The sequence below is a fragment of the Kitasatospora sp. NPDC001547 genome, from assembly GCF_042894165.1.
In the GTDB taxonomy this organism is placed as follows: Bacteria; Actinomycetota; Actinomycetes; order Streptomycetales; family Streptomycetaceae; genus Kitasatospora.
On sequence record NZ_JBIAVL010000007.1, the window covers coordinates 173,524 to 192,562 of the forward strand.

Genomic DNA, 19,039 nt, shown 5'->3' on the forward strand with positions numbered 1-19,039 from the left:
GCCCCGCCGGCCACCCCCGGGGGCGACGGCGGCGGCGAACGAGGCCGTGCCGGCGGCGACGGTGCCGTGGCGACGGCCGGGTGCGGCCCCGTCCAGAACCCCGGACGTAGGACCAAATGCCGATGGCCGAAGCGCCCGCGCCCGGGTGGAATGGCCGGATGGACCACGCGCCACGCCCCGAGCGGCCGTCCGCCGGCCTCACCGCCGCCGAGCGGTCCGCCTACCTCGACCGGATCGCCCTGCCCGACCCCGGCACGCCCTGCCCGCAGGCGCTCGCCCGGCTCCAGCTCGCGCACCTGCGCACCGTCCCGTTCGAGAACCTCGGCCTCCACCTCGGCGAGAGCGTCGACCTCGACCCCGGCGCCCTGCTGGCCAAGGTCGTGACCCGCCGCCGGGGCGGCTTCTGCTACGAACTCAACGGCGCCTTCGCCCGGTTGCTCACCTCGCTCGGCTACCGGGTGAGCCTGCTGGCCGCCCGCGTCTTCGACGGCGAACGCCTCGGCCCGCCGCTCGGCCACCTCGCCCTGCGGGTGGACCTCGACGAGCCCTGGCTGGCCGACGTCGGCTTCGGCCGCTTCAGCCGCCACCCGCTGCGCCTGGACGAGCGCGGCGAACAGGCCGACGCCGAGGGCGCGTTCACCCTCACCCCGACCGGTCCGTACGGCGACCTGGACGTCCTGCTGGACGGCAGGCCGCAGTACCGCCTGGGCCTGCGCCCGTACGAGCTCGCCGACTTCGCCGCGACCTGCTGGTGGCAGGCCACCTCGCCGGACTCCCACTTCACCCGCTCGACGACCTGCTCGCTGCTCACCGCGGACGGCGGCCGGGTGACCGTCAGCGGCCGGCGCCTGATCACCACCACCCCGGACGGCGGGCGCACCGAGCGGGCCCTCGCCGACGACGAGCTCCTCGCCGCCTACCGCACCCGCTTCGGGATCGCCCTGGACCGCCTCCCGGACCTCCCGGCCTGAGCGGGCTGAGCGGGTTCTGCCCTCCCCGGTCAGCCGCCGGCCCGCCCCTCCGTCCCGGGCGGGTCGGTCGGCTGCGGACGGTCGATACGGACGAGGTCCGGCCAGTACCGCGGCCCGTCGGTCTCGATCCGCCGCAGGACGGGATCGATCGCGGCGAGCACCGCCCCGAGACCCTCGACGACCTCCGACAGGGCGGCGTCGGCCTCGCCCGGCCGCTCCTCGCGCTCGGGGTCCATGGCCCGCGCACAGCGCTGCCCGGCCCGCCGGGCCTGCTCCAGCGCCGCCCACCAGGGCCCGTCCAGGCCGGAGTCGGGGATGTGGAGGTGGCCCAGGGCGGTCCCGGCGGCGCCCTGGATCGCGGTGCAGACCTCGGCGAGGCGGCGGCCGTCGACCCGCACCGACTCCTCCGGATGTCCGGCCGCCGCCTGCTGGAGCTTCCGGACCTCGTCGGAGAAGGCCCGGAAGGCCTCGATGAGCGCCAGGACGTCCTGCTTCCCGCCCACCCGGTACCACATCAGCAGCTGGAAGACCCGGACGCGTTCGGAGCGGGCGTCGGCCGGGCGCGGCGCCGCGGGTGCGAGCGCGCCCCCCGAACCCGAGGGCAGCGCCCCCACGGCGGCGGGCCCCAGGGCCAGCGCCCCGGCGAGGGCCCCGACGAGCACCACCCGCCGGACGCCGGAGCGTGCCACCCGGCCGTCCGGCGGGGCTGCGCCGCCCCGCCGGAGGAGGGCGAGCGGCAGCCGCACCAGCGCCGCGGCCGACGCCGCCCCGAACAGCGCCGGCAGCACCGGGCCGGCCAGCACCTGCACCAGCGGCCAACCGCTTTCCGGCACCCACAGGCAGCTGTCGCCGATGGTCCGCAACGGCCCCAGGCACCCGTCCGCCGACATCAGCACGAACACCGCCACCAGCGCGCACGCCTGGGCCACCCCCGCCGCCACCAGCGCCCCGACCAGCCACAGCCGCCGGGACACCAGCGCCACCACCACCGCCGTGACCACCACCCCGGCCCACACCGCGACCGTCAGCCACGACACGTACCGCAGCACGAACCCGCCCCCGCGCTCGCCCGGCGGCGGACGGTCCGCGTACAGCGCCGCCTTGACCGCCAGCACCCCGGCCACGCACAGTACCCCGCCCAGCAGCCCGCGGCGCACCGCCCGGCCCAGCCCCCGGTGCCCGCCGAGCAGCCACAGCAGGTACGGCAGCGCCCACAGCGCCCCCGCGGCCGCCACGAAGGCCCAGGTGGCCCCGTCCGCGCCGAGCCGCGGCAGCACCGTGGCGATCCACTCCAGCTCCGCCCGGTGCCGCTCCCACCCGCCGGGGAACTGCTGGACCACCAGCTCCCGCGTCCCGCCCCGGCCCAGGACGTCCCCGGCGGTGTACAGGTGGCCGCCGCCCGACCACCAGGCCAGCCCGGCCGCGGCGACCAGCACCGCCCCCGCCGCGGCGGCCACCGCGGCCACCCGCCCGCGCCCCAGCCCCAGCCGCGCGCACTGCACCAGCCACGGGACGTACGCCAGCGCGCCGAGCAGCAGTACGAGCAGGACCGGCGGATGCGCCGGAAGCCAGCTCCCGCCGGCGGTGATGTCCACCACCAGCTCGCCGACCACCAGGCCGGCGCCCAGCCACAGCCCCGCCCGCAGCCCGTCCGGCCCGGCCGTCCCGCGGTGCGCCGCGTACGCCGTCGACCGCCAGGCCGCCACCGCGAGCACCAGCGCCGTCGGCACGGCGGCCAGCCACACCCTGCCCGTCCCGCCGGCGAACGGGGGCAGCAGCAGGGCGATGGTGACGGCGGCCGCGCCCACCAGGAACGTCTGCAGCGGCGCCAGGGTGAACAGCGCCGCCGGATCCTCCAGCGCCCGGCGCCGCTGCGCCCAGGTCGGGTGCGCCCGCCAGAGCCGGGCGAGCCGGGCGGCCGGGCCCGCGGGATCGCGCACGTCCCACACCCGCCGGTCGGCGCCGAGCGCGACGGCGTCCGCGTCCGCGTACAGCTCCCGGTGGCGCAGCACGTCGGCGCGGGCCAGCACCACCAGCAGCGCCATCCCCACCGCGGTGGCCGTCTCCCGCACCAGCGGCGCCCGCCCGGCCGGCCAGAACACCCGGTCCGCGCCCACGAAGAGCCCGAACTCCGCGCCCACCAGCGACCCGCCGACCACCACCACGAACGGCAGCGCCACCAGCAGTGCGAACACCCGCCACAGCGCGGTGACGGCGTACCCCAGGTCCACGTCCCGGTTGCGGATGTGCGCGAACTCGTGGAGCACCACGGCGCGGAACCCGGCCGGGTCGCTCACCCGGGTCACCAGCAGCCCCGCGTACAGGCACACGGTGCGCCGGCGCGGGTGTCCGAAGACCACCGCCCCCGAGCCGAGCCGGCCCGGGTCCACCACGAACTCCGGCACCACCGGCAGCCGGGCCTGCTCCGCCAGGCGCAGCAGCTCCGCCCGCAACTGCCCGTCCACGGGCTCCAGCCGGCGGGAGCGCCGGCGCCAGCGGGGCAGCAGCAGGTACAGCGCGGCGGCCGCCAGCAGCACCAGAGCCAGTGCGGCGGGCACCGGCCAGCGCGGATCGTCCGGGGCGGCGGCCAGACAGGCGCGCAGCGCCGGGTCCGTCCCCGGGCCGGTCCCCAGCTGGGTCAGGAAGTCCCCGTTCGGGTCGAACCCGGCGGCCAGCTCGCAGGCGTACTCCGCGGCCCGGCCCTTGCGGACCAGTTCCAGCAGGGTCGTCAGCATGTGGTGGCCGGCGGCCACCATGGACAGCAGCAGCAGGCCGAAGCGCAGCGCGGTGCCGGCGGGCAGGACGCGCGGGTCGAGGACCGGCGCGGCGGCGGGCGGCTCGGGCGGCTTGGGCGGCAGCGGAGGTGCGGCGGGTGCGCTCATGCCGGCGGCTCCGGGGCGCCGGGCCCCGCCGGGGGAGCGGGCGGGGGAGCGGACGGTGCCGGGGGAGCGGGCGGGGCGGCGGGCGCGCCCGGCTCCATGGCCAGCCGGGCCACCACGCAGTCCGCGAGCGCGCCGGCGGCCGGCTCGTCGAACCCGGCCTCGCGGGCCCCCGTGCGCACCCGGGCGTGGACGGCCGCCAACTGCCGCTCGTCCAACGGCGGTACGGGCGGCTCCAGGGCGGGCCGGGCGCGCCCGCGCCGCCACAGCCACAGCCGCCGCAGGCCGCCGCCCGCGCGCGCCACGCCGGCGCCGACCGCGGCCCGGCAGGCCTCGTCCACCGCCATCCAGACCACCGGTGTGACCAGCGCGGCCGCCTCCGCCAGCCCGAACCCCAGCGGCTCGCCCCGCCGCCGGCGCCCGAACAGCGCCACCACCTCCTCGGCGGGCAGCCTGTCCAGCCCCCGCAGCAGCGGCAGCTCCTCCGGTGCCAGCCGCGTCACCACATCCACGACGACGTCCCGAACCGATCCGGCCATCCGCCCGCCCCCCCCTGAGCTGATCTTTCGTCAACTGACGACGCGTGGGCGGAACTTACCCCCATCGAAGGCCCGCCATCCAGAGGGTTTCCCGACCGTTCCCGGCGGACGGGCGTCCCGGGGCCGGCAACCGCCCCACCACGGGAACACCCCGCCGTGGCGGCCGGGGCGGGTGCCGGCAGGTTGTCCGAAGAACCGGTGGAGGTCCCTCGGTACGGCCTGTTTGATGGTCCACCTACAAGAAACGGTTCAGCTCGGACGGGAGGCGGGTGATCCGGCCCGGCCGAGCGCACAGGAGGGGGCGCGGGGTGGGTCGTGCTGGACGTCCGCAAGGGCGGTACAAGGGAGAGACCGAGCAGGCGGACGAACTGGCCCGGTTCGTCCGGGAGATGACGTCGGGGACCACCGTCCGCGAGCTCGCCCGGCGCTACCGGGCCAGCAAGACCAGCTGGGGCGAGTACCGCTCGGCGGAGCGGGACATCCCGTGGCACCTGCTCCAACGGCTGGTCCACGACCACGCGACGGACCCGCGGGCCCGGGCGGCGCTGCTGGCGCGCGCCGCCCACCTGCACGAACAGGCCACCCGGGCGGCCGGGGGCCTCCAGCCCCCCGCGGCCGGGCGCTCGGCCGCACAGCAGGCACTGGACCTGGCCCGCCAGGCGCAACGGCAGGCCGAGGCGGGCATGGCGGAGGCCGAGGACCTGATCCGGGTGCTGGTGGCGATCGTGGCCGAGCTGCGGGACGAACTGGCCACCGGCGCCGAGGACACGGCGGGCCCCCCACCGGCCGGCGGCGGCGCGGCGGGGTCGCGGCGCTCCCGGCTGCGGGAGGCGACGCGCTGCTTGGCGGAGGTGCGCCGCATCCGGGACAGCGCGCGCGAGGCACGGCGCACCGCGGAACGGGAGCAGGACGCCATCGAGGCCCTGGTCGACCAGGAGCTGACGCAGGCCCGGCCGGCCACCACCAGGCCGACGGGCGCCGAACTGGTGGTGGCCGACGGGGTGCAGGCCCACCTGCCGGTGCTGCGGCGGCTGGGCGCCGGTCTCGTGGAGGTGCGTCAGGCCCTGGCCGACCGGCACCGGGAGGTGCTGCGGATGGCCCCCGCCGTATCCGGCCCCGCGTCCGGCCCCGGGACCGTCCGCGGTGAGCTGGTCCGCACCCCGGACCACCCCCCGAGGGTCCCGCTCGCGCGCGGAGCCGCGTTCACCGGTCCACCGTACGGCGGACCCGCCGATGCGCGGCGCCCCCGTACGGCCGGAACCGGCACGGCCCTGGCGGCCGCGGCGCTGGCCGGGGTGCTGGTGCTCGCCGGCGTCCTGGTGGGCCTGCACCTGAGCCCGGCGCCGACCCCCCTCGACACCGTCCCCCAGGCGGCCGGCACCCGGATCGTGCCGCAGGCCGGCGCGACCGGCGGCCCGCCCTCCGGGGACGGCCCCGCGGCCCCGGCCGCCAGCCCGGCCACCCCGTCCGCCGCCCCCGCACCGGGCGGTACGCCGCCCCCGGCCGCCGCAGCGCAGAGCACGCCCGCGACGCCCGCACCGGCCGCGACAGCGGCCCGGACCGAAGGAGCCGGCGCCCCGCCGGAACCCGCCACCCCCTCGGCCCCGACCGGCGGCGAACGGCCCGCGCCCTCGCCGGCGACCCCCGCCCCGGCACCGGGGCCGCAGACCGACCCCCCGGCACCCGCCCGCCTCGGCGGGACCCCGACGACCCCGCCGGCGGGATCGGTGGCGATCCGCAACGGCAACAGCCTGCAGTGCATGGCCACACCCGGCGGCAGCCGGGAGGAGGGCCAACAGGTCCAGCAACTGCCCTGCGGGGACTACCCCGACCACTTCTGGGAGGCCCGCAAGACCGCCACGGACACCGAAGGCGACACCTACTACCGGATCGTCAGCTACAACAGCGCCCTGTGCCTCTCCGTCCGGGACGCCAGCACCGAGGCCACCGCCCAGATCGTCCAGTCCGCGTGCGGGAACAGCCCCGGGCAGACCTGGAGGATCGAGAAGTGGCCGCACGGCATCCGCTTCGTCAACGGCAACAGCCGTCAGTGCCTCGCCGTCTCCCACGGCAGCAACGCTCCGCAGGCCCCGCTGATGCAGTACCCGTGCGGCGACTATCCGGACCACTACTGGGACTACGGCCCCCGCCGGTAGCCGGCCGTCCCGGGCGGTACCGCAGGGGCCGGGCCCGGGCGCTCTGCCCGTGGCGAATCTGCGGCGGGCAGAGAAACCGCGGGCGGGGGCCGTGGCGGGCCCAGAGTGGAGCGGACGGCATTCCCCGCCCCCGCAAAAGGAGCGCAGATGACCCCCCTCAGCACGTCCCCGCCCCGCGCGGCGGAGGGCGACACCACGCCCACCGCCTTCGACGACCACCTCGCCGCGCAGCTGCTCGCCCAGCGGATCGTCCTGCTCGGCACCCAGGTCGACGACGTGTCCGCCAACCGGGTGTGCGCGCAGCTGCTGCTGCTGTCCGCGGAGGACCCGCGCACCGACATCAGCCTGTACATCAACAGCCCCGGCGGCTCGGTCACCGCAGGCCTCGCCATCTACGACACCATGCGGCTCATCCCGAACGACGTCTCCACCCTGGCGATGGGATTCGCCGCCAGCATGGGCCAGTTCCTGCTCACCGTCGGCGCGCCCGGCAAGCGGTTCGCGCTGCCGAACGCGCGGATCATGATGCACCAGCCCTCGGCCGGCATCGGCGGCACCGCCGCGGACATCGAGATCCAGGCCGAGAACCTCCAGTTCACCAAGAGGGCCATCGAGCGGATCACCGCCGAGCACACCGGGCAGAGCGAGGAGACCATCGCCCGCGACGGCGACCGGGACCGCTGGTTCACCGCCGAACAGGCCAGGGAGTACGGGATCGTGGACCGGGTGGTGGAGTCGGTCGCCGACATCCGCCCGGCCGCCTCCCGCCGACGGATCGGACTGTGACATGGGCTCGTACACGGTTCCCTACGTCATCGAGCGCACCGCCCAGGGCGAGCGCACCTACGACGTCTTCAGCCGGCTGCTGAACGAACGGATCATCTTCCTCGGCACCGAGATCGACGACTCGGTCGCCAACGTGGTCATCGCCCAACTCCTGCACCTGGAGTCGGAGAACCCGGAACGCGAGATCTCGATCTACCTCAACTCGCCCGGCGGATCGTTCACTTCACTGATGGCGATCTACGACACGATGACCTTCGTGCAGGCGCCGATCTCCACCTTCTGCGTCGGCCAGGCGGCGTCGACGGCCGCCGTGCTGCTGGCCGGCGGGGACCCAGGGCGGCGGTTCGTGCTCCAGCACGCCCGGGTGCTGCTCGGCCAGCCGGCCAGCGGCGGCCGGCAGGGGACGGTCTCCGACCTCAGCCTCGCGGCCAAGGAGATGGTCCGCATCCGCTCGCAGGTGGAGGAGGTGCTCTCCCGGCACACCCACCACGACGCGGCGACGCTGCGCGCCGACATGGACCGCGACAAGGTGCTCACCGCCGAGGAGGCCGTCGCCTACGGCATCGCCGACCAGGTGCTGAACCGGCGGCTCCCCTTCGCCTGACCCCGCGCGGCTGGTACGGCGGCGGTGCGCACCGCCGCCGTACCAGCCGCCGAACCGGGCCGGCGCCCCGCTCAGGCGGCCAGGCAGAGGCCGTCGTACCGCGCCGTGGGCGACGTCCGGCCCCGGCCCGCCAGGCCCTGACCGGACAGGGCCTGACCGGACAGGCCCCGGGCCGCCAGGCTCCGGCCCACCCGGCTCGGGACCGCGTACCGGGCCAGCTCGTCCTGGGCCAGCGAGAGCAGGTCCGCGAGCCCCAGCCCCAGCGCCCGGGCGGCCGCCGCCAGCACCTCGGAGGAGGCCTCCTTGCGCCCGCGCTCCAGCTCCGACAGGTACGGCATCGAGATCCGGGCCGCCTGCGCGACGTCCTTCAACGTGCGCTCCTGCGCGAGCCGCTCACGCCGCAGCACGTCGCCGACGACGTCGCGCCACAGCGGCTCCCTGCGCACGGGCGGCTGCGGGGCCTCCGCCGGCCGCGGCGGGCGGGACGCCCCGTCGGACGCGGGCGGCGAGGCCGGCGGACGCAGGGGGATGACGCGGGCTTCGTTCGGCGCTTGAGTGCTCACCCCTTCAGCCTAGGGATCCCCGGCCCGGGGGGAAGGCCGCGGCGTTCTGCCCTGGGTGAATCCGCCCCCCCAGGACCGCGGACGCCCCCTCAGGGCCGCGGCGCCCCACCGGGCAAGAAGCCGTCGCCCGGCCGCCGGTGAATGGATGTCACGGTGGCCGGGCTCTGAGCGGCGGTGGGACGGGCCCGTACCACCCGGTGCTCTTCTCACCCCGATCCGCTCGGCCAAACGGGCGGGCACCCCCGGGCGACGCCCGGGCCACGGCCGCCCACATCCGCGCCCCCGCCCGCACCCGCCGGTAGCCTGCCCCGGTGGACCCCGTGAACGTGAACGAGGCAGCCGCCACCGACCGGCCCGTGCTCTACGAACGGACCGGGCACGTCGCCCGCGTGACCCTGAACCGCCCCCGGGTGCTCAACGCCATGGACCAGCGGATGCACGCGGAACTCGGCGCGGTCTGGGACGAGGTCGAACGCGACGACCGGGTACGGCTGGTCGTGCTGACCGGCGCGGGCGAACGCGCCTTCTCGGTCGGCCAGGACCTGCGGGAACGCGCCCGCCTCGACCGCGAAGGCACCCCACCGACCACCTTCGGATCCCGCGGCCTGCCAGGCTCGCCGCGCCTGACCGACCGCTTCTCCCTGTCCAAACCCGTCCTGGCCAGGGTCCGCGGCTACGCCCTCGGCGGCGGCTTCGAACTCGTCCTCGCCTGCGACCTGGTGATCGCCGCGCACAGCGCCGTCTTCGCCCTGCCCGAAGCCGCCCTCGGCCTGGTCCCCGGCGCCGGCGGGGCCTTCCGGCTGGCCCGGCAGATCCCGCTCAAGGCCGCCATGGGCTACCTGCTCACCGGACACCGGATGTCCGCGGCCCAGGCGCTGGCCTTCGGACTGGCCAACGAGGTCGTACCGGACGAGCGGCTGGACGAGTGCGTCGAGCGCTGGACGGCCGACCTGCTGCGCTGCGCGCCGCTGTCGCAGCGCGCCCTGAAGGAAGCCGTGCTGCGCTCGCTGGACCTGCCGCTGGAGGAGGCGTTCACGGCCCGCTACCACTGGGAACAGGTCCGCCGGGCCAGCGAGGACGCCAGGGAGGGGCCGCGCGCCTTCGCGCAGAAGCGCCCGCCGGTGTGGCGCGGACGCTGAGCGCGCCCGCGCCCGGTGTCCCCGGGTCCCCCGGCCCGGCCCGTCGTCGGGCCCGGCCGAACCGGAGGACCCCACCCCGCTCCGCCGCGGGAGCGCCGCCGGGGCCGGGTCAGTCGCCGGCCGCGCCGCCGAAGGCGGATTCGAACTCGTCGATGTCCTCCTGACCCAGCGAGATCAGCGAGAAGTCCGACGGGGTGTGACCTCCGGGGCCCTCGGAGGCGTGCCGGACCAGCCCTTCGAGCACGGCCCGCCAGCGCCCGGCGAGGTCGCCGAGCTCCTCCCCGCTGAGCAGCCCGCGCGGCGACTCCAGGACGAAGCGCAGCTCGGGGCCCTGCGGCAGGTCCCGCGCCGAGCCGTTGATCTCCAGCACGTGCCGCAGCGGCGTCGAGGCGTCGACACCACCCTCGGGCGACCCGTGCCCGACCGCCGGCGTCCAGGGGGACGCGCCCGCCCCCGGCTCCCCGCCCCGGGCGCCCGCCTCCGGCCCCGGACCGCCGAACCGGCCCAGGTAGTTGAAGCCGATCTGCGGCGCCGCGAGCGGCTCCAGCACCGGACGGGTGGCCGGGTTGGCGTACCTGAGCAGCCCGTAGCCCAGGCCGTCGCCCGGCCGCTGCCGCAGCTGCTCCTTGACCCGCTTGATCAGCCGCGCCGCGTCCGCGCCGCCCGCCCGGACCTCGGCCGGGTCGACCGGGCCCGTCTCCAGCCACGCCGGGTGGACGGCGGTGAACCAGCCGACGGTCCGCGTCAGGTCCATGTCCTCGGACATCGGCACCCGGCCGTGCGCCTCCCGGTCGACCAGGAAGCCCTCCGGCACCGGCCGCCCGCGCGCCCGCAGCCACTCCTCCAGCGCCGCGGCGAGCCCGGCCAGCAGCACGTCGTCCACTCCCGCGTGGTAGGCGGCGGGCAGCGCCGCCAGCAGCGGTCCCGCCGTCGCCGCCGGGACGCTCAGCTCGGCGCTGGACAGGCCGCCTCCCACGGTGTCGGTCCGCGGGTCCAGCGGCCGGCCGGCGAGCGGCGGCTCGCTCCGCTCGAGCATCCGCCGCCACAGCGGCAGCTCGTCCACCGTCTGCTGCGCCCTGGCCCGCTCCGCCAGGGCGAGCGCCCAGCGGCGGAAGGAGGTCGGCTCGGCGGCGACCGCCGCCCGCGCCGCGTCCGCGCCCCCGGCGTCCAGGGCCGCGTCCGCGAGCGCCAGGTCGGGCATCAGCACCCGCCAGGAGACGCCGTCGATCACCAGGTGGTGGGCGACCAGCAGGACGAGGCCGGTGTCGCCGGCGCCGCGGTCCAGGAGCACGGCCCGCAGCATCACGCCGTCGTGCGGCGCGAGCGCGGCCTCGGCCGCGGCGGCCTGGTCGTCGATCAGCGCGTCCAGCCGCTCCCCGTCGAGGCCGGCCGCCTCCACCCGGGTCACCAGGTCCGCCACCGGCACGGCCCAGGGCGCCCCGGGTTCGGGGACCACCAGCCGCCCGTCCGCGTCCTCGCCCTCCAGCCGGGCCCGCAGCACGTCGTGGCGCCCGACGACCGCCCCGAGCACGGCGGCCAGCCGCTCGGCCGTCAGACCGGGCGGCGCGGTCAGCACCATCGCCTGGCTGCCGGCGCGCGCCGGCGAACCGGTGCGGGCCGCGATCTCGCGCATCACCGGGGTCAGCGGGACGGGGCCGCCGGGGACGTCCTCGCCACCCTCCGCCGCGCCGTCGTCGACCGACTCGGCGACCCGCGCGAGCTCCGCGGGGGTGCGCAGCTCGAAGATCTGGCGCGGGGTGACGGTCAGGCCGGCCTTGCGGGCCCGCCCCGCCAGCAGCATCGAGGTGATCGAGTCGCCGCCGAGGGCGAAGAAGGAGTCCTCCGCCCCCACCTGCTCCAGGCCGAGCACCTCGGCGAAGAGCCGGCACAGCAGCTCCTCCGTGTCGGTGGCGGCGGCGCGCCCGGCCGCCCGGCCGGAGAAGTCGGGCGGCGGCAGGGCGGCCCGGTCGACCTTGCCGTTCGCCGTCACCGGCAGCGCGTCGAGCACCGTCACCGAGGCCGGGACCATGTAGTCGGGCAGCCTCCCGGCGAGGTACTCCTCCAGCGCCCGCGGCTCGGGCGAGGCCTGCCCGTCCCCGGCCGGCACGACGTACCCGGCCAGCCGCTTGTGGCCGCCGCCGTCCTCGACCGCGACCACCAGCGCCTGGGCGACGTCCGGGTGGGCGGCGAGCACGGCCTCGACCTCGGCCGGTTCGATGCGGAACCCGCGGATCTTGAGCTGCTGGTCGGCGCGGCCGAGGAAGAGCAGCTGCCCGTCCTCGGTCCACTGCGCCAGGTCGCCGGTGCGGTACATCCGCGCGCCCTCGGGCTCGCCCTCGGCGGGGAAGGGGCAGGCGACGAAGCGCTCCGCGGTGAGCGAGGCCCGGCCCAGGTAGCCGCGGGCCAGCCCGGCCCCGGCCAGGTAGAGCTCGCCCGTCATGCCGACCGGCACCGGCTTGAGGAACGCGTCCAGGACGAACACCCGGGTGTTGTCCATCGGCCGGCCCAGCGGCACCGCGTCGGGCACCGCCTCCGGGTCGGTGAAGGGCAGCTGGGTGGCGAACGCCGTGGACTCGGTCGGGCCGTAGGTGGTGCGCACCACCAGGCCGGGGTGGGAGCGCAGCAGCGTGCGCACGGCGTTGGCGGAGACGACGTCGCCGCCGGTGGACACCTCGCGCACCCCGCCGAAGATGTGCGCGGCCTGCTCGGCGAGCACCCGGAAGTGCCCCGCCGTGGCGTGCACGCTGGTCACCTTCTGGGCCGCGATCAGCCGGCCGCGCTCGACCGTGTCGATGTCCCCGGGGGGCACCAGCACCAGCCGGCCGCCGTGCAGCAGCGTCGTCCAGATCTCGTAGGTGGAGGCGTCGAAGGCGTGGTTGGCCTGCACCAGCACCCGTTCGAGGGTCTCGGAGGACCAGCACTCGTCGAGGCAGAACGCGACGACGCTGCCGTACGTCACCGCGACGCCCTTCGGCAGCCCGGTGGACCCCGAGGTGTAGATGACGTACATCAGGTTCTCCGGCCGTACGGGCACCGGGGGGAAGGCCTCGTCCGGCCCGGCCCCGGCGGGGGAGTCGCCGTCCGCGGGGTCCGGCTCCAGGCGCAGCACCTCGGCGGGGCCGAACAGTTCGGCGTCGGCCAGGCCCCGCGCGGCGTTCGGCTCGTCGACCAGCACCACGGCCGCGCCGGCCTGCGCCGCCACCGCGGCGAGCCGGGGGGCCGGGTGCGCGCCGTCCATCGGCAGGTAGGCCGCGCCGGTCTTCACCACCGCCAGCAGCGCGGTGACCAGCTCGGGCGAGCGCTCGGCCACCACGCCCACCAGCGTCTCCGGGCCGACGCCGAGCCCGGCCAGCCGGTGCGCCAGGCGGTTCGCCCGCCAGTCCAACTCGGCGTAGGTCAGCTCGCGCTCCCCGGCCACCACGGCCACCGCCCGCGGGGTGCGGCGCGCCTGCCGCTCCAGGAGTTCGGCGAGCGTGGCGCCCGGCAGGTCGCGGCGGGTCGGGTTCCCGCCCCCGCCCAGGCCCTGGCGCTCGTCGCCGGTCAGCACGTCGAGCCGGCCCAGCGGCACGCCGGGGTCCTCCGCGACCTGGCGCAGGATCCGCAGCATCCGGTCGACGAGGGCGCGGGCGGTGCGCTCGTCGAACAGGTCGGGCCGGTAGTCCAGCCGGAGCTCGATGTCGTCGGTCGGGGTGACCACGACGGTCAGCGGGTAGTGCGCGGCCTCCTCGCCACCGCCCGCGGAGATCCGCAGGCCGGCCGGGCCCGCCCCGAAGAGCGAGGGCGGCGGCCCCTGCGGCGGACCCCCGGGCCCGTCCGGACCCCCGGGTCCGGGCGGCCCCTGCGGCAGCGGGCCGCCGCTCTGCCGCCCGCTGCGCAGCGCCGTGCCGCCCAGGCCCTCGCCCGGCGGCGAGGGGGGCTCGGGCCCGGCCGCCCCGGGGGGCCCGTCGGGCACGGCCGAGCGCATCGACGGGGCCACCATCGGGCCGCGCGGATAGTTCTGGAAGACCATCAGGGTGTCGAACACCGCGCCCGGGCCGCCGGCGCGCTGGATCTCGGGCAGGCTCAGCTGCTGGTGGTCCAGCAGGGCGGCCTGCTGGTCCTGCAGCGCCGTCATGGCCTCGCGGAAGGGCAGGGCCGGGTCCAGCGGCACCCTCACCGGCACGGTGTTGATGAACAGCCCGACCATCCGGTCCGCCTGCGGCACCTCGGCCGGGCGGCCGGAGACGGTCGCCCCGAAGACCGGGTCCAGCCGGCCGGACAGCTTGCCCACCAGCAGCGCCCAGGCGACCTGGAAGACCCGGTTGAGGGTCACCCCGGAGGCGCGCGCGGTCTCCCGCAGCCGCTCGGCGAGGTCGTCGCCGATCCGGTCGATCACGTGCCGCAGCATCACCGGCGGGCCGCCGCGGTCGCCCGGGCCCACCAGGGTGGGGCCCTCGGTGCCGGCCAGCATCTCCTGCCACGCCCGGCGCGCGGCGTCCTTGTCCCGGCGCACCAGCCAGGCCAGGTAGTCGCGGTACTGCGGCACCTTCGGCAGCACCGAGGGGTCGCCGTCGTTGCCGTAGACCGCCCACAGCTCGCCGAACAGGATCGGCAGCGACCAGCCGTCCATCAGGATGTGGTGCATCGTCACCACCATCCGGTGCCGCTCGGGGCCGGCCCGCAGCAGCAGCACCCGCAGCAGCGGCGGCACGCCGAGGTCGAAGCGCCGGGCGTCGACCTCGGCCAGCCGCGCGGCCCGCGCCTCGGCCTCCTGCTCGCCGAGGCCGCCGAGGTCGGCGTAGGTCCACGGGATCCGCACGCCCTTGGCGATCACCTGGACGGTGTCGCCGGCCGCGCGGGAGCGGAAGCCGGCCCGCAGGCTCGCGTGCCGCTCCAGCAGCGCCTGCCAGGACGCCTCGAGCACGTCGGGCCGCAGCGGGCCGTCGAGGTTGAGGATCCGCTGCCCCACGTACACGTCCCGGGGCGCGTCCTGGTCGTACGAGGCGTGGAACAGCAGTCCCTCCTGCAGCGGGGACAGCGGCCAGACGTCCTCGACCGTCAACTGGGTCATCGTGCTCTCCGTTCGGGTTGGCCGGGGTTGCCCGCCGTCTCGGGCGGCGGCAGTACGCGCAGGGGCCCTCCGCCGGGCGCCAGCGGGGGCAGGTCGCGGTGGCCGTTCGCCGACGGCGGCGCGGGGTCGGGGCGCGGCGCGGGCGGGTCGGCGAACTGGGTGCGGTACAGCTCCGCGTACAGGCCGCCGCCGTCGACGAGTTCGGTGTGCCGGCCGCGTTCGACCACGTGCCCGTCCTTGAGCACGAGGATCTGGTCGGCCTCGCGGATCGTGGACAGGCGGTGCGCGATCACCAGGGCGGTGCGGCCGGACAGGGCGGTCCACAGGGCCCGCTGCAGGGCCGCCTCGGACTCCGAGTCCAGGTGCGCCGTGGCCTCGTCGAGCACGACCACGGACGGTTTCTTGAGCAGCAGCCGGGCGATCGACAGGCGCTGCTTCTCGCCGCCGGAGAAGCGGTAGCCGCGGTCGCCCATGACGGTGTCGAGGCCGTCGGGCAGCGCCCGGACCACGTCCCAGACCTGCGCGGCCTCGCAGGCCTCGACGAGCTCCGCCTCGCTGGCGCCCGGCCGGGCGTAGAGCAGGTTGGCGCGGATGGTGTCGTGGAACATGTGCGCCTCCTGGGTCACCATGCCGACGGTGGCGTGCAGCGAGGCCAGGGTCAGGTCGCGCACGTCGTGGCCGCCGATCCGCACGGTGCCCTCGGTGGGTTCGTACAGCCGCGCCACCAGCTGGCTGACGGTGGTCTTGCCCGCGCCGGAGGGGCCGACGAGCGCGGTCAGTCGGCCCGCCGGGGCGCGGAAGCTGACGCCGCGCAGCGCGTGGGCGTCGCCGGAGCGCTCCGGGACGGGCAGCGACAGCGTCTCCAGCGAGGCGAGGGAGACCTCCCCGGCCCGGGGGTAGCGGAAGGAGACGTCCTCGAACTCGACCTCCGGGGCCCCGGCCGGGCCGGCCGGGGGCAGCGCGACCGCGCCGGGCCGCTCCACGATCAGCGGCTTGAGGTCCAGCACCTCGAAGAGCCGGTCGAAGGAGACGAGCGCGGTCAGGTAGTTCGACTGCAGGTTGGAGAGCTGGTTGATCGGCCCGAACAGCCGCGCCAGGAGGGTGGCCAGCGCCACCAGCGAGCCGATCTGGATCGTCCCGTCGATCACCAGCTCGCCGCCGACGCCGTAGACCACCGCGGTGGCCAGCGAGGCCAGCAGCGTCACCGTCACCAGCAGCATCCGCGCGTAGACGGAGGTGACCACGCCGACGTCCCGCACCCGCGCCGCGCGTTCGGCGAAGCGCCGGCCCTCGCCGTCCGGCCGGCCGTAGAGCTTGACCAGCAGCGCGCCGGCCACGTTGAAGCGCTCCTGCATGAGCGAGCCGAGTTCGGCGTCCAGCTGCATCGAGGTGCGCAGGTTGCGCTGGAGCCGGCGGCCCACGATCCGGCCCGGCAGCACGAAGAAGGGCACCGTGACGAGCACCACCAGGCCGACGACCCAGGACAGGTAGAAGATCGTGACGATCACCAGGCCCAGCACCAGCAGGCTGGAGAGCACGTTGGACAGCAGCACCGTCACCGCCTGCTGGGCCTCCATCACGTCGGTGTTCAGCCGGCTCACCAGCGAACCGGTCTGGGTCCGGGTGAAGAACGCGAGCGGCTGGCGCTGCACGTGCCCGAAGACCTCGGTGCGCAGGTCGTAGATCAGCCCCTCGCCGATGCGCGCCGAACTGCGGCTCACCAGGAAGCCCACCAGCGCCTGCAGCAGCGCCAGGCCCGCCACCGCGGCGGCGGCACCGGCCACCACGCCCCGGTCGCGGGGCACGATGCCGTGGTCGATGAGCACCTTGAACAGCAGCGGCGTGGAGACGGTGACGACGGCGTCGAGCACGGTCAGGCTCAGCAGCGCGACGATCTGCCGGCGGTAGGGCCGCAGGTAGGGCAGGACCCGCCGGGCGGTGCCGGGCCTCACCCGCCCCCGGGCCGGCGCCGCCTCGTCGCCGGGGTCGGCCCGTACGGTGATCAGCGGGCCCGGGCCCATCATGGTGCGGCGACCTCCTTGCCGTTCGTGGCGGTGACCGGGGCGCCGGGCCGCGGACGCTGGTCGCTCCAGGTGCGGTCGACGTAGGCCAGGCATTCGTCCCGCGCGCCCTGGCCGTAGACGATCCGCCAGCCCGGCGGCACCTGCGCGAAGGCGGGCCACAGCGAGTACTGGCCCCGGGGGTTGACGAGCACCAGGTAGGCGGCGTCGGGGTCGTCGAAGGGGCTGGTCATCTCGGTCTCCTCGGGGTTCGGGGTTCGGGGGCCGGCCGCCGGGCGGCGGCGGGGGAGTGCGGGGGGTCAGGGGGCCCGGTGGGCGTCACCCGGGCGGCCGGGCCGAGAAGCGGCCCGCCTTGCCGAGCACGTCGGCGGCGTGGATGCGCAGCGCCTGCTGGACGGCGAACTCGGCCATGTACGCGCGGAATCCGTCGGCCGGCTCCAGGGCGAGGTTCACCATGCGGCGGTTGGCGGTGACGGCCGGGTTGCGCAGCAGCTCGACGGCGCGCTCCACGGCCGCGTCGAGGTCCGCCGGGTCGACGACCCGGTCGACGAGGGCGCGGGCCTCGGGGTCGGTCGCGCGCACCCGCCGGCCGCCGAGGATGATCTGCCGGGCCAGCCGGGGGCCGGTCACCGCGGGGAGGCGGAAGTCCGCCGCGCCGGGGACGATCCCCTCCTGCGCGGCCGGCAGGCTCAGGTAGGCGTCGGAGGCCGCGAGCACGTGGTCCACCGCGAGCAGCAGTTGCATGCCGCCGCCGATCGCGAAGCCGTCCACCGCCGCCACCCACGGCATGTCGGTGAGCGGGTAGCGCCAGGACGGCTCGTCCGTGCGCAGGCCGAGCAGCAGCTTCCTGAGGTAGCCGAGCTCCCGGCGCAGCAGGAAGCCGGTGAGGGTGATCTCGCCCGCGTGCAGGCGCTTGAGGTTGATGCCGGCGCTGAACACCCGGCGGCCCGCGTAGCGCGGGTGGGTCATCTCGCCGCCGCGGATCAGCCCGATCTCGCAGCCCGGGTCCAGCAGGGCGAGGTCGACCGCGGTCTCCATGTCGTCGACCTGCTGCTCGTCCTCGGCGTTGAGGCGGTCCCCGGCGCACATGGTGATCCTGGCCACCCCAGCGCGCCGTTCCAGCTCCGTGGTCTCCAGCCGCACCGTCCCGGTGGCCCGGAACTCCGCGAGCAGGCCCAGGGCGCGACCGGTGGGCCGCAGCATGGAGTCCATCAGGTGCCCGCCGGCGGCCGGGCAGCGCAGCAGGCCGCGCAGGAGCACGCCCACGTCGGTCTCGTAGCCCAGGCGCTCCCCGGGCGGGGCGGCCCGGTCCGCGCGCAGCTGCGCGGGGGTGGGCACCAGGCCGGGTACGGCCGAGGCGGCGTCCTCCACCAGGGCGTCGAGCCGCGGGCGGCGGGTGCGGTCCGCGGTGAGCCGGTCGTAGAGCGGCTCGGCGTGGTGGTCCAGGAAGGCGGTGCGCTGGGCGCGCCCGGCCTCCAGCAGCCGCTCGGTGCGGGCGCGCTGCTCGCCGGTGCGCGGGCCGGGGTCGGGGAACGGGGCGAGCGGCCGGGCGGCCCGGTCGAGCCGGTCCGCGGGGCGGCCCCGTGCGGTGGCGGGGGCCGGCGGGGCGGCGGGGGCCCGGGTGTCCGCGGTGCTCACGCCGTCACCTCGTCGGCGGTCCGGGTGCGCCGCAGCGCGCGGTCGCAGGCGGCCAGGTGCGGGCCGAGCGCGTCCTCGAAGCTCATCCACTGGGCGTCGAAGGCCAGTTGGCGGCGGATCGCGAGTTCGGGGCCGGACAGCCGGCGCAGTAGCCGGGCGGCGGCCGCCAGGGCGCGCCCGGGGTCGGTGCTCACCTGGTCCACCAGGCACCGTTGCAGGGCCTCGCGGGCGGTGATCGGCACCCCGAAGAGCACCGAGCGGCGCGCCGGGGCCAGCCCGAGCTGCTGGACCAGCCGGAAGCCGGCCATCCCCGGCCAGGTGGCCTGCCCCTGGAAGGACAGCAGCAGCCGCAGGTCCGGCGAGGCCACCCGGATGTCGGAGGCGAGCAGCAGGTCCAGCGCGGTGCCGCCGCAGTCCCCGCCGGCCGCGGCCAGGGTGGGCATCCGCAGCCGCTCGAAGCGCCGTACGGCCCGCTCCCACTTGGTGACGGCGGCGACGTCGGCGGCCTTGGCCACCTCCTCGCCGGTCGGGGCGCCGGAGAGGAACAGGGTCGCGAAGTCGGCTCCGGAGGCTTCCGCCTCGTCGCAGAGGTCGGACAGGGCGCGGGTCGCTTCGGCCGAGATCTCCCGGCGGCCGTCCACGTGCAGCACCGGGCCTCCGAGGAGGACGTTGACAGGCATGGCTGTCTCCCTT

The 19,039-nt window shown here is 76.8% G+C and carries 13 protein-coding genes; 5 read left to right on the top strand and 8 right to left on the bottom strand.

All coding sequences use genetic code 11. The features are described from left to right. Window positions 1-158 precede the first annotated feature (158 nt). Entirely contained in the window at window positions 159-971 is an 813-nt protein-coding gene (locus ACFY0X_RS16080) for an arylamine N-acetyltransferase (protein ID WP_387754554.1), read from the top strand. 29 nt (window positions 972-1,000) lie between these two features. On the opposite strand, the gene ACFY0X_RS16085 is transcribed toward ACFY0X_RS16080, so the two are convergent. Together ACFY0X_RS16085 and ACFY0X_RS16090 are read right to left on the bottom strand one after the other, a co-directional pair. Then, window positions 1,001-3,853, bottom strand: a complete 2,853-nt coding sequence (locus ACFY0X_RS16085) for a M48 family metalloprotease (protein ID WP_387754556.1) — start codon at window positions 3,851-3,853, stop codon at window positions 1,001-1,003. Continuing rightward, window positions 3,850-4,362, bottom strand: coding sequence for a hypothetical protein (locus tag ACFY0X_RS16090; RefSeq protein WP_387754558.1), 513 nt, complete (start codon window positions 4,360-4,362; stop codon window positions 3,850-3,852). The genes ACFY0X_RS16085 and ACFY0X_RS16090 overlap by 4 nt, the downstream gene beginning before the upstream one ends. Before the next feature lie 335 nt (window positions 4,363-4,697). Between ACFY0X_RS16090 and ACFY0X_RS16095 the strand changes: the two genes are divergently transcribed. The 3 genes from ACFY0X_RS16095 to ACFY0X_RS16105 all read left to right on the top strand — a co-directional run bounded on the left by ACFY0X_RS16095 (window position 4,698) and on the right by ACFY0X_RS16105 (window position 7,935). Further along, the gene (locus ACFY0X_RS16095; protein WP_387754560.1) at window positions 4,698-6,545 is read left to right on the top strand and encodes an RICIN domain-containing protein; all 1,848 of its coding nucleotides are present in this window, start codon (window positions 4,698-4,700) and stop codon (window positions 6,543-6,545) included. Between the two features lie 147 nt (window positions 6,546-6,692). Continuing rightward, window positions 6,693-7,331 (top strand): ATP-dependent Clp protease proteolytic subunit, encoded by a 639-nt coding sequence (locus tag ACFY0X_RS16100; protein WP_387754563.1) that lies wholly within the window; start codon window positions 6,693-6,695, stop codon window positions 7,329-7,331. A gap of 1 nt (window position 7,332) precedes the next feature. Continuing rightward, on the top strand, window positions 7,333-7,935 hold the full coding sequence (locus ACFY0X_RS16105) for a ClpP family protease (RefSeq protein WP_387754566.1): 603 nt from the start codon (window positions 7,333-7,335) through the stop codon (window positions 7,933-7,935). 71 nt (window positions 7,936-8,006) lie between these two features. On the opposite strand, the gene ACFY0X_RS16110 is transcribed toward ACFY0X_RS16105, so the two are convergent. After that, the gene (locus ACFY0X_RS16110; protein ID WP_387754569.1) at window positions 8,007-8,498 is read right to left on the bottom strand and encodes a helix-turn-helix domain-containing protein; all 492 of its coding nucleotides are present in this window, start codon (window positions 8,496-8,498) and stop codon (window positions 8,007-8,009) included. Window positions 8,499-8,809: 311 nt separating this feature from the next. Here ACFY0X_RS16110 and dpgD point away from each other — a divergent pair, with 311 nt between their 5' ends. Continuing rightward, window positions 8,810-9,637, top strand: coding sequence for an enoyl-CoA-hydratase DpgD (dpgD, locus tag ACFY0X_RS16115; protein WP_387754571.1), 828 nt, complete (start codon window positions 8,810-8,812; stop codon window positions 9,635-9,637). A 109-nt stretch (window positions 9,638-9,746) separates the two neighbouring features. Here dpgD and ACFY0X_RS16120 read toward each other — a convergent pair whose 3' ends face one another. The 5 genes from ACFY0X_RS16120 to dpgB all read right to left on the bottom strand — a co-directional run bounded on the left by ACFY0X_RS16120 (window position 9,747) and on the right by dpgB (window position 19,026). Next, window positions 9,747-14,687, bottom strand: a complete 4,941-nt coding sequence (locus ACFY0X_RS16120) for an amino acid adenylation domain-containing protein (protein ID WP_387754574.1) — start codon at window positions 14,685-14,687, stop codon at window positions 9,747-9,749. Then, a complete protein-coding gene (locus ACFY0X_RS16125) occupies window positions 14,684-16,711 on the bottom strand; it encodes an ABC transporter ATP-binding protein (RefSeq protein WP_387754577.1) in 2,028 nt (675 codons plus the stop codon). The genes ACFY0X_RS16120 and ACFY0X_RS16125 overlap by 4 nt, the downstream gene beginning before the upstream one ends. After that, the gene (locus ACFY0X_RS16130; protein WP_387754580.1) at window positions 16,708-16,941 is read right to left on the bottom strand and encodes an MbtH family protein; all 234 of its coding nucleotides are present in this window, start codon (window positions 16,939-16,941) and stop codon (window positions 16,708-16,710) included. The genes ACFY0X_RS16125 and ACFY0X_RS16130 overlap by 4 nt, the downstream gene beginning before the upstream one ends. Before the next feature lie 85 nt (window positions 16,942-17,026). Then, window positions 17,027-18,346, bottom strand: a complete 1,320-nt coding sequence (gene dpgC / locus ACFY0X_RS16135; protein ID WP_387754582.1) for a (3,5-dihydroxyphenyl)acetyl-CoA 1,2-dioxygenase DpgC — start codon at window positions 18,344-18,346, stop codon at window positions 17,027-17,029. Continuing rightward, window positions 18,343-19,026, bottom strand: coding sequence for an enoyl-CoA-hydratase DpgB (gene dpgB, locus ACFY0X_RS16140; RefSeq protein WP_387754585.1), 684 nt, complete (start codon window positions 19,024-19,026; stop codon window positions 18,343-18,345). The genes dpgC and dpgB overlap by 4 nt, the downstream gene beginning before the upstream one ends. Window positions 19,027-19,039: the final 13 nt, after the last annotated feature.